Here is a 10,473-nt window from a genome sequence, read left to right as displayed (position 1 = left end):
CGGCACCCCGGTGCCCCCGGTGCCCCCGGCACCCCCGGCGTCAGGCCATCACGCGCGAGCGAGCGAGATCGCGGCCCACGCGATGGGCGGCAGCGTGACGTGCAGGATGCCACCGTCCACCCGGGCGTCAACGGTTCCGGGCGTCACGCGCTCCGGCTCCTCGAGCGTGTTGCGCGCGTACGGGTCGTCGTCGTGGAGGAGGTGCGCCTCGGCGACCTCGACGTCGCCCAGTCCGCTGATGTCGATCGCGAGGTCGACGGCGCCGTCGCGACCGCGGTGCACGAGGAAGATCGCCGTCGCCCCGGTCTCGGCGTCATGGGTGGCGACGGCGTCCACCGCGGGGACCGCGCCGAACTTCTCGGTCTCGATGGTCGGCCCCTCGACCCGGAGACGCAGCGCGTCTCCCTGCGCGAGGCGCGAGGTGATCGCGAAGGGGAAGAACGTCGTCTGACGCCACGACGGTCCGCCCGGCTCGGTCATGATCGGGGCGATCACGTTGACGAGCTGGGCGAGGGAAGCGGATGCCACGCGGTCGGCGTGCTTGAGCAGCGAGATCATGAGGCTGCCGAAGACCACGGCATCCAGAACCGAGTACACGTCCTCGAGCAGACGCGGGGCGACCGGCCAGTTGTCGACGCCGGTGATCTGGTCGACGTCGTGGAAGCGGGTCTGGTACCAGATGTTCCACTCGTCGAACGAGATGTCGATCTTCTTCGCGCTGCCGCGCACGGCGCCGACGTGGTCGGCGGTCGCGACGACGGCCTCGATGAAGCGGTCGGTGTCGATCGACGAGGCGAGGAACGAGTCGATGTCGCCGTCGTGCTCCTGGTAGTACGCGTGGCACGAGATCATGTCGACGTCGTCGTACGTGTGCTCCAGCACGACGCGCTCCCACTCGCCGAACGTCGGCATCGACGCCCCCGAGGAGCCGCACACCACGAGCTCGATCGAGGGGTCGAGTTGACGCATGCCCTTCGCGGTCTGCGAGGCGATCTTGCCGTAGTCGTCGGCGGAGCGATGGCCGAGCTGCCAGGGACCGTCCATCTCGTTGCCGAGGCACCACACCTGCACGCCGAACGGCTCGGCGCGGCCGTTGTCGATGCGCTGCTGCGACAGCGTGGTACCCCCGGGGACGTTGCTGTACTCGAGCAGGTCGAGGGCCTCGAGGACGCCCCGGGTGCCGAGGTTGACGGCGAGCATCAGGTCGCTGCCGGCCTTGTCGAGCCAGTCCGCGAACTCGTGGAGGCCGATCTCGTTCGTCTCGGTCGAGTGCCACGCGAGGTCGAGCCGGCGCGGGCGCTGCTCGCGCGGCCCGACGCCGTCTTCCCACCGGAAACCCGAGACGAAGTTGCCGCCGGGGTAGCGGATCGTCGAGACCCCGAGCTCGCGCACGAGCTCGAGCACGTCGCGGCGGAAGCCCTGCTCGTCGGCCTGGGGGTGGCCGGGCTCATAGATGCCGTCGTAGACGTGGCGGCCGAGGTGTTCGACGAAACCGCCGAACAGTCGACGACGGACGGCCCCGATCGGGAATCGGGCGTCGAGGGTCAGGCGGGCGGTGGTCATCGTGCTCCTCGGGATGCGTACTCGGCGAATCGGTCGGCGACGGGGTTGCGGCGGCGCGCGAGCCCGGTCTCGGTCTCCACGAGGTCGTGGAGTCCCATGGTCAGAAGGTGGGCGGACCGCGGCTCGTCGCTGTGCCGGTAGGTCCACTCGTACATGTCGAACAACGGCCACCAGGTGTAGCCGACGACGTCGAGGCCGTCGGCGCGAAGCCCCTGGACAGCGGCCACGGAATCGTCCAGCCACCGCAGGCGGGTCGCGACGTCGTCGGTCACGCAGGTCTCGGCGAGCATGACCGGGGCACCGTACCGGGCGGCGTAGGTGCGCAGCATCTCGGCCAGACCCTCGACGCCGTCGTCGCGCGTGGGCCGCGGGTCGGCGAAGCCCCCGGAGTGATGGATGCCGCTCTCGAACAGTTCCGTCGAGTGCCGCGGGTAGTAGTTGACGCCCATCACGTCGGGCTGCACGGAGTTCTCGGCGAACCACGCGAGCGTGTCGTCGGAGGTCCCGTGTGCCCGCAGCAGGGGCAGGAGCGGGTGGTCCGTCCCCACCGCGCCGGTCACGAGGTCTTCGACGAGGAAGGCCTGGTGGCGGTATCGCTCGGCGGTCTCGCGGTGCTCGGGCGCATCGATGTCGCCGGCGTACCGCATCGACGCGTCGACGTGGACGAAGGTGGCTCGCTCACCGAGCACCTCGGCCACCGCACGCTGGGTCTCGACGAAGCCGCGGGCGATCGCGGTCGAGATCTCGACGAGTCCCGCGGGCCCCTGACGGTACGGAGGCCAGTACGCGTACTCACCGCTGAACAGCGCGTGGAGCATCGGCTCGTTGACCGGCGTGTAGTCGGTGGCGAGGTCGCGATACCGCTCCGCGGCCCGCGCCGCGTACTCGGCCACGAAGGACGCGTAGTCGGGGTGCGCGAACTCCCCCTCGATCCACGTCGGAGTGCCGTAGTGCAGCAGATCGACGATCGGACGGATGCCGCGGGCGGCGAAGCCGTCGAGCACCCGGTCGGTCCACGACCAGTCCCACCGGCCGCGCTCGGGGGACACGACGTGCCAGGGGATCCCCCAGCGCAAGAACTCGGCATCCACCGACGAGGCGAGATCGAGGTCGTCGCTCCATCGCTCGTAGTGCTCCGTGAGGGCGTACTCGTCGATCGCGCGCTCGCCCGGGCGCTCCTGCGGCACGAAGGTGTTCTCGATGCCGGCACCGAAGTGCAACCGGCCGTCGCGGTACCAGGGGGTCGTCGACATGGGTTTCTCTCTCATTTCAGTCCCGACGTTCCGACGCTCTCGACGAACCGCCGCTGGATCAGCAGGAACAGGATCGCCAGCGGCAGCACCGCGATGAGCGAGCCCGCCATCATGACCCCCTGCGGGATGATGCCGCCGGGTCCGGTCAGCAGCGTCAGCCCGGAGGTCACCGTGCCCATCTCGGAGTCGGTCGTGAACACGAGCGGCCACAGCAGGTCGTTCCAGTTGTTGACGAAGGTGAAGATCCCGAGCGTGAGCAGCGCAGGCACCGCGTTGGGCAGCACGATGCTGCGGAAGATGCGCAGCTCGCTCGCCCCGTCGATGCGCGCCGCGTTGTCGAGATCGCGCGGAAGCGAGAGGAAGAACTGCCGCAGGAAGAAGATGCCGAACGCGTCGGCCGCGCGCGGGGCGATGAGTCCCGCATAGGAGTTGACCCATCCGAGGTCGGACACGAGCTGGTAGATCGGGATCAGCGTGGCCTGGAAGGGGATCATGAGACTCGCGATGATCGCGATCAGCAGCAGCCGACTGCCGCGGAAGTCGAGACGGGCGAGCGCGTACGCGGCGAGCGAGTCGAACACGAGCGCGAAGAGCGTCACCCCGCCCGCGAAGACGAAGCTGTTCGCGATCAGGCGCGCGAACGGCAGTTCGGTGAAGATCCGCGCGAAGTTGTCGAGCGTCCACTGACCGGGCAGGAGCGTCGGAGGGTAGGCGTTCACCTCGGCCACGGGCTTGAAAGCCGTGAACACGATGATGAGGATCGGCAGCATCAACACGAGGGTCGCCGCGGCGACCACGATCAGCAGCGCCACCGAGACGAGGCGTCGACGACGCGCCTGCGGCGAGCGTCGCGGGGCGGAGACGCCGGATGCCGAGGCGAAAGGGGCGGGAGCGAGGGCGGTCATGCGGCATCCTTCTCTCGACGTGAGAAGAAGAGGAACTGGGTCAGGCTGAGCACGAGGGTGATGAGCAGCAGGACGTAGGAGAGCGCCGAGGCGAATCCGAGCTCGAGCTTGCGGAAGCCGGACTGGTAGATCTCCATGACGATCGTCTGGGTGGTGCCGTAGGGGCCGCCGCCGGTCATGACGTAGATCTGGTCGAAGGCCTGCAGTGCGGCGATCAGGGCGACGATCACGACGAAGCCCATCGTGTTGCCGAGCATCGGGAAGGTGATGCTGCGGAAGCGCTGCCAGGCGCTCGCTCCGTCGACGCGCGCGGCCTCGTACAGGCTCGTCGGGATGTCCTGGAGCCCGGCGAGGAAGATGACCATGTAGAAGCCGAAGCTCTTCCAGACCGCGACGAGGACGACGGCCGGCATGGCGAGAGTCGGATCTTGCAGGACGTTTCCGAGTTGGATGCCGAGACCCCGGAGCCAGTAGTTCAGCAGACCGATCTGCGGGTCGAGCAGGTACGACCACGCGAAGGCGGCCACAGCGAGCGACACGATGAACGGGGTGAACAGCGCGGTGCGGAACAGGCCCCGCAGGGGCAGCAGCGGGTTGTTCAGCAGGAGGGCGAACGCGAGCGCCAGAGCGATCGCGATCGGGGTGAACAGCACCGCGTACAGGGCCGTGTTCCCCATCGCGCTCACGATGTCGGGGTCGGTGAACACCCGCGCGTAGTTCTCGAGTCCGACGAATTTCTCGCGGCCGAAGCCGCTGGCATCCGTGAACGACAGGCGCAGGGCCGAGACCATCGGCCACGCGACGAAGACCGTGAGGATCACGATGGCCGGGGTCAGGAAGGCGACCACGGTGAGGCGGTGGCGGGGGCTGTGCCGCAGGGGCCCGCGTCCGCCGATCGGTGCCGGCGGCCGGTAGGCCCCGCGCCGACGGGGCGGCGCGCTCGGGGCGTGAGTGGTCATGGTCGTCCTGTTCGAGAAGCGGGCGAAAGGGCACGGGAGGGGTGACGCGGGCACCCCTCCCGTGCGGTCGTCACTTGATGGCCTGCTGGATCTTGCTCTGGGCCGTCGAGAGGAGTTCGTCGACGTCGCCGCCCGCGACCGCTTTCTGCGTGAGCTCGTCGATGTCGGTGATGACGTCGACGCTGTTCACGACACCGGGCAGGAGCGCACGACCGGTCGGGGCGATCTCGCTGAGGGCGGCCACGACGGGGTTCGACTCCACCGCGCTGAGGGGGATGTCGGTGCGCAGGGGAGGCCATCCCGAGCCGAGCGACCACTGGGTCGCGACGTCCTTCTGGAAGAAGTAGGTGAAGAAGGCCTCGGCACCGGCACGCTGCTGGTCGTCGGCCGACTCCGTGATGCCCATCGCCACACCGATGGCCGAGGCGGCCTGCTCGGCGGGGCCGGCGGGGAGAGCGGCGATGCCGTAGTCGATGTTGTTCTCCTTGGCGATGGATGCCATCCACGGACCGCCGACGTGCATGGCGGCCTTGCCCGAGCTGAAGAGCTGGTCGGCGGCGATGCCGTCGAGACCGGTGGGCGAGATCTTGTCCTTGGTGATCGCGTCCGTCCAGTACTGGATCGTCTTGGCGTTCTCGGGCGAGTCGATGACCGCTTTGTCGCCGCCGTCGACGATCTGGCCACCGCCGCTGAGGAGGAGGCTCGGCCACAGACCGTTCGCGACGGTGGCGTGGTCGGGGATTGCGACGCCGTACTGCTCGGGAGTGCCGTCTCCGTTCTCGTCGACGGTGAGCTTCTTGGCATCCGCGACCCAGGCGTCCCACGTGGTGGGCGGCTCGGTGATGCCGGCGGCGGTGAAGAGCGCCTTGTTGTAGAACATCGCGAGGGGGACGAACCCGGTCGGCACGCCGTAGGGGGTGCCACCCACGGTCACCATGTCGACGGCCTGGGGAACGAGATCGGCCGTGTTGCTGTCGGCGGAGCCGTAGAAGTCGGTCAGGTCGGCGAACGCGCCGCGGTCGGCGTAGACGGGCATGCGCTCGGCCGGCATCGCGACGATCTGCGGGCCCTCCTTCGAGCTGAGCGCGGGCAGCAGGGTGTCGTCGATGACGGCCCAGGTCTTGGTCTCGGTCGTGATCTTGTACTGCTGCTGCGAGGCGTTGAAGTCGGCGACGATCTGGTCGAGGACCTTGCCGTCGGCCTCGGTGTAGCCGTGCCAGAACGTGATCTCGGTGGGGCCGTCGGACGCGGGGGCGGACGAACCGGAGCAACCTGCCAGGAGCAGGGCCGCGGCGCCGACCGTCGCGAGGACGGAGGTGGTGCGCTTCATCATCTTCGATGCCTTTCGTGTGACTGCGTCGTCTTATCGGCTCGGGCGCCGACCGTGGTGCACGTGTAATTTACAACGATGGAGGTAAACGTTGTAAATGGATGATCGCCCGCCCGTGACAGGTTGTCAAGCGCCGGCACTCAGCGGGTCGTGGATTCGCGCTCGACCAGGCGGAAATCGACGAGGACCTCACGCGGCTCCTCGTCGGCGGCGTCGCCGGTGATGCGACGGACGAGCTGCTCCACGGCGACGCGCGCGATCTCGGAGCGTCCGGGATCGATCGTCGTCAGGGCCGGCAGCGAGTACCGCGTCTCGTCGAGATCGTCGAACCCGACGAGAGACACTTCGTCGGGGATACGGATGCCGCGTTCGAGCATCACGCGCATGGCACCGAGCGCGATCGAGTCGTTGAAGGCGACGACGCCGTCGAACTCGAGGCCCGAATCGAGCACCGCGCGCATCGCATCCGCCCCGTCGACGCGATGCCAGCGGTCGACCGGCACCACGAGAGCGGGGTCGACGGCGACCCCCGCCTCGTCGAGAGCGGTCTCGTAGCCGCGGAGGCGAAGCCCCGCCGAACCCACGATCTCGCCCGGGTGAGACCCGAGCGCGATCACCCGCCGGCGACCGGAGGCGAGCAGGTGGGCAGTGGCCTCGCGTGCCGCCTCGGTGTTGCGCATGGTCACGTGGTCATGGGCGGAATGGAAGATCCGCTCCCCCAGCAGCACCATGGGCATGCCCACCTCGTCGAGCAGGGGAGCGTCGTCTTCACCGAGCGAGAGCACCGAGTAGAGCACTCCGTCGAGCCCCCGTCGGCGCGCTCCCCGCAGCGCCGCCAGCTCGCTGTCGCGATCGGCGTCGAACTGCTCGATGAGCACCGAGAACCCGTGCGCGCGGGCCGCCCGCATGACGTCGTCGGCGAGCTCGGCGAAGTAGGGATTGCGCAGATCCGGGACGATGAGCCCGATCATGTCGGTGCGACCCGAACGCAGACTCCGCGCCGCCTGGTTCGGGCGGTACTGGAGCTCGTCGATCGCCGCTTCGACCCGCTCGCGCGTGGCGTCGCGCACGTGCGGATAGTTGTTGATCACGTTCGAGACCGTCTTGATCGACACCCCGGCCGCGCGGGCCACGTCGTGCAGCGTCGCCGTCATGGCATCCCCCTCGTTCTGGTCGAGACTCTACAACGTTGCACACGGAAGTCTTGACGACGGAGCGCGCGGCCATTTACGGTCGTCCCGTCTCTACAACGTTGTAGTAGCGGTGTCGAGACTCCATCCGCACCGAGCGGGTCGTCGCGCCGACGCGGGCGTGCACCGGCAACCTCCTCCCATCCTCAGGAGCACAGAACATGCCACATCCCTCCCCCCTCGCGCGACGACGATCGCGCCTTCTCACCGCCGCCCTCACAGCGGCCGTCCTGGCCATCGGCGGGATCGCCGCCGCCGCGCCCGCCTCGGCCGTGACCACCGGCAATGGCGCCGTCGTCTACTCGCCGCCGGCGGGATCGTCCTTCAACCCCGAGGGCGGCACCCCGGCCGGCACCACCTACGCGAAGATCGTCGTCCTGAAGAACAGTGGGTCCGGTAACGGCACGCAGCTCGTCACCTTCGACAAGCTCGTCCTCCAGAACGGCCGACAGGTCTACCCGATCTACCGGAGCACCGACGACGGATCGACGTGGACGAAGATCACCGACGTCGATCCCAGCAGCACGTTCCCCGGGTACACCCGCACGGCGCAGCCGTTCCTCTACGAACTCCCCCAGGCCTCGGGCTCCCTCCCCGCGGGCACCCTCCTGCTGACCGGCATGATCATGCCGGAGGACCGCTCGAGCAGCCGCCTCGTCGTCTACAAGAGCGCGGATCGCGGGGCGACCTGGTCGTTCCTCAGCACGATCGACGCCGGCGGTCCGGCCGTCTACGACCCCAGCCCGTCGTCGACGACGACCACGGTCTGGGAACCCTCCCTGGCGATCGACGGCGGCGGGGGTCTCGTGGCGTACTACTCCGACGAGCGGCAGAAGGCGTCCGGCGTCCTGCAGGCCGTGTCGTATCGCCGCTCCACCGACGGCGGGCAGACCTGGGGCGCCCTGGCCAACGTGTCGGCGCCGCCCAACCAGAGCGATCGCCCGGGCATGATCACCGTCGCCAAGCTCCCCGACGGTCGCTACCTCGCGACCTTCGAGGTCGTCAACCGCCCGAGCCAGTCGCAGAACACCGCACCGGTCTACTTCAAGATCTCCGCCGACGGCCTGAACTGGGGCGACACCACCACCATCGGCACCCCGATCCGCCTCGCGGACGGGCGCGGGATCGGCTCGTCACCGTACGTGAAGTGGGTGCCCGGCGGGGGGCCGAAGGGCATGGTCATCGTGGCATCCAAGTGGTCGCTGACCTCCGGGGGAGCCATCGACGGCGGACAGAACCTGTACGTCAACTACAACCTGGGCGCGGGCGCCTGGGAGCGTCTGCCGATGCCTGTCACCTACGACGCGAGTGACACCCAGGGCGGCAACTTCAGCGGTTTCGCGCAGGGTCTCGACGTCGGAACCGACGGCCGCACCCTCTATCAGGCGACGAACGTCGAGAACACCGCCACCGGGCTGAACGACATCCGCGTCGGGTCGATCCCGGTGGACGCCCAGCAGTACGAAGCCGAGAAGGCGACGATCACGGATGCCACCATCGTCACGCACGCGCAGGCGTCGAACGGCCGCAAGGTCGGCAACATCAACAACGCCGGAAGCGCGGTGCAGTTCACGGTCCGTGTCCCCGCCGCCGGTCAGTACACGCTGAACGTCCGCTACGACAACGGCAGCGGAAGCACCTCGAGCCACGGGGTCAGCGTGAACGGCGGGACGAGCTCGACGATCTCGTATCCCGCGACCGTCGACTGGGGCCGCTACGCGTGGGCGCAGAAGACCGTGACCCTCACCGCGGGGACCAACACCATCCGCTTCACCAAGGGGACGGGCTTCGCCGAGCTGGACACGCTGCACCTCTGGCGTTCCAGCACGCTGGACCCGCAGTTCCAGATCGTCAACCGCAACAGCGGGAAACTGCTCGAGGTCGCGTCGGCCTCGCTCGCCGACGGAGCGGCCGTGGGCCAGTGGGGTCCGACCGAAAACGCGACGCAGCGGTGGACGTTACGCCCCACGGGGTCGGCCACGCAGATCGTCAACGTCAACAGTGGCAAGCTGCTCGAGATCCCCGGCGCCGCGACCGCGGACGGCGTCGACGCCGCGCAGTGGGGTCCCACCGGCAACGCGACGCAGAACTGGAACGCCGCGACCAGTGGTGGGTGGTGGACCTTCACCAACGCGAACAGCGGGAAACTCCTCGAGATCGACGGCTGCTCGACCGCCGACGGCGCGGTGGCGCAACAGTGGACGGCGAACGGCCTCGCCTGCCAGCAGTGGCGCTTGGTGCGCGAGGGCATTCAGTAACCCGGCGCTCGCTCGGCGTGCGCGGTGTCGCACGCCGAGCGGGCGTCCACGCCATGGACCCTCCGGGGTCGAGTGTCCGCAACACCCGGACCCCTCGAGAAATGGTCCGGGTGTTCTGGACACTCGAAGGACGCTCGAGGCAGAATCACGCGGGTCCGAGCGACCCCGGACGATGCCGCGGGGCGCAGTCCGGCGAGGCATCGTCGGCGCCGGTGGGCGCCAGCGGCGTCAGATGACCTCGGCGCTCCACGCGTCGCGGTGACCGAAGCGCAGGGCGGCGATCGACACCGCCTGCTCGCGGAGGAACGGCAGCAGCTCGAGACGGCCGGCGGTGGTCACCTCGTCGGCGTACACCGTCAGCGACACGTCGCCCTCGACCGTCTCGGCCACGGCGTCGCGCAACGCCGCCGTCGTCGCGGCGGGCCCCACCAGGCGCACGCGCGTCGGGCGCGGCGCCACGAAGGCGGGCTCGTCGGCGGCGTCGGGGACCCCGGATTCCTCATCCCCCTCGGCGGTCTCGGCATCCGGGATGCCACCCGCCAACCGCTGCAACCACTCCGCGTCGCTCTCGACCGACACCGCGACACCGGCGTCTCCGAGCAGGTGCCGGACCGCTGCCGGAAGGCCCACCGGAGAACTCAGGCTGAACGTCGAGCCCGAGCGGACCGCCGCGACCAGCACGCGCAGCACCGACTGCCAGGCGGCGTCGGCGGTCGCGCGCACCGCGACGTCAGCGGGCCGGTAGCGCCAGAGGTTGCGCTCGACGCCGAGACGCGAGACGTCCTTCACGCGGCCGAACTCGCGGTCCCAAGCGACGGCGTCCGAGAGCGCCCCGCGCCGCAGCCAGTCGAACGCCTCGTACGACAGGGTCGGCTGCGCGGCCTCGATCAACGCGGTGATGCGGCTGTCGAGCCCCCGCAGGTGCAGCGTCGACGACGACGCTCCGCCCGACGACGGCCGCCAAGAGCCGAGAGTGACCAGGCGGTTCGGGCCCCCCGACCTCGCCCCGCCGCCG

7 protein-coding genes and 1 pseudogene are annotated in these 10,473 nt (G+C 69.4%); 1 reads left to right on the top strand and 7 read right to left on the bottom strand.

Annotated elements, in window-relative coordinates:
• Window positions 1–48 precede the first annotated feature (48 nt).
• The 6 genes from arfA to NS283_RS04755 all read right to left on the bottom strand — a co-directional run bounded on the left by arfA (window position 49) and on the right by NS283_RS04755 (window position 7,164).
• Entirely contained in the window at window positions 49–1,563 is a 1,515-nt protein-coding gene (gene arfA, locus NS283_RS04780; RefSeq protein ID WP_058595742.1) for an arabinosylfuranosidase ArfA, read from the bottom strand.
• Window positions 1,560–2,816, bottom strand: a complete 1,257-nt coding sequence (locus tag NS283_RS04775; RefSeq protein ID WP_058595741.1) for a family 1 glycosylhydrolase — start codon at window positions 2,814–2,816, stop codon at window positions 1,560–1,562. Before NS283_RS04775 ends, arfA begins: the two co-directional genes overlap by 4 nt.
• An 11-nt stretch (window positions 2,817–2,827) precedes the next feature.
• Complete coding sequence (locus NS283_RS04770) at window positions 2,828–3,721, bottom strand: carbohydrate ABC transporter permease (RefSeq protein WP_058595740.1); 894 nt, start codon at window positions 3,719–3,721, stop codon at window positions 2,828–2,830.
• Window positions 3,718–4,680 (bottom strand): carbohydrate ABC transporter permease, encoded by a 963-nt coding sequence (locus NS283_RS04765; protein WP_058595739.1) that lies wholly within the window; start codon window positions 4,678–4,680, stop codon window positions 3,718–3,720. The genes NS283_RS04770 and NS283_RS04765 overlap by 4 nt, the downstream gene beginning before the upstream one ends.
• A gap of 70 nt (window positions 4,681–4,750) precedes the next feature.
• Window positions 4,751–6,013, bottom strand: a complete 1,263-nt coding sequence (locus NS283_RS04760) for an ABC transporter substrate-binding protein (protein ID WP_241490558.1) — start codon at window positions 6,011–6,013, stop codon at window positions 4,751–4,753.
• 137 nt (window positions 6,014–6,150) lie between these two features.
• Entirely contained in the window at window positions 6,151–7,164 is a 1,014-nt protein-coding gene (locus NS283_RS04755; RefSeq protein ID WP_058595738.1) for a LacI family DNA-binding transcriptional regulator, read from the bottom strand.
• 197 nt (window positions 7,165–7,361) lie between these two features.
• Here NS283_RS04755 and NS283_RS04750 point away from each other — a divergent pair, with 197 nt between their 5' ends.
• The gene (locus tag NS283_RS04750; protein ID WP_058595737.1) at window positions 7,362–9,458 is read left to right on the top strand and encodes an RICIN domain-containing protein; all 2,097 of its coding nucleotides are present in this window, start codon (window positions 7,362–7,364) and stop codon (window positions 9,456–9,458) included.
• 228 nt (window positions 9,459–9,686) lie between these two features.
• Here the strand turns inward: NS283_RS04750 and NS283_RS04745 are convergent.
• Window positions 9,687–10,473 (bottom strand): annotated as a pseudogene (locus NS283_RS04745) (1-pyrroline-5-carboxylate dehydrogenase); the annotation flags it as partial.

Origin of the sequence: Microbacterium testaceum (genome assembly GCF_001476285.1) — a bacterium.
Classification (GTDB): domain Bacteria; phylum Actinomycetota; class Actinomycetes; order Actinomycetales; family Microbacteriaceae; genus Microbacterium; species Microbacterium testaceum_B.
Note: the sequence above shows the minus strand (reverse complement) of the source record. Positions and strands in the feature narration are given on the sequence as shown.

Coding starts and splice junctions, on each gene's coding strand:
- NS283_RS04765 (WP_058595739.1), bottom strand. CDS start 4,680: ATGACCACTCACGCCCCGAGCGCGCCGCCCCGTCGGCGCGGGGCCTAC.
- NS283_RS04750 (WP_058595737.1), top strand. CDS start 7,362: ATGCCACATCCCTCCCCCCTCGCGCGACGACGATCGCGCCTTCTCACC.
- NS283_RS04770 (WP_058595740.1), bottom strand. CDS start 3,721: ATGACCGCCCTCGCTCCCGCCCCTTTCGCCTCGGCATCCGGCGTCTCC.
- arfA (WP_058595742.1), bottom strand. CDS start 1,563: ATGACCACCGCCCGCCTGACCCTCGACGCCCGATTCCCGATCGGGGCC.
- NS283_RS04760 (WP_241490558.1), bottom strand. CDS start 6,013: ATGATGAAGCGCACCACCTCCGTCCTCGCGACGGTCGGCGCCGCGGCC.
- NS283_RS04775 (WP_058595741.1), bottom strand. CDS start 2,816: ATGTCGACGACCCCCTGGTACCGCGACGGCCGGTTGCACTTCGGTGCC.
- NS283_RS04755 (WP_058595738.1), bottom strand. CDS start 7,164: ATGACGGCGACGCTGCACGACGTGGCCCGCGCGGCCGGGGTGTCGATC.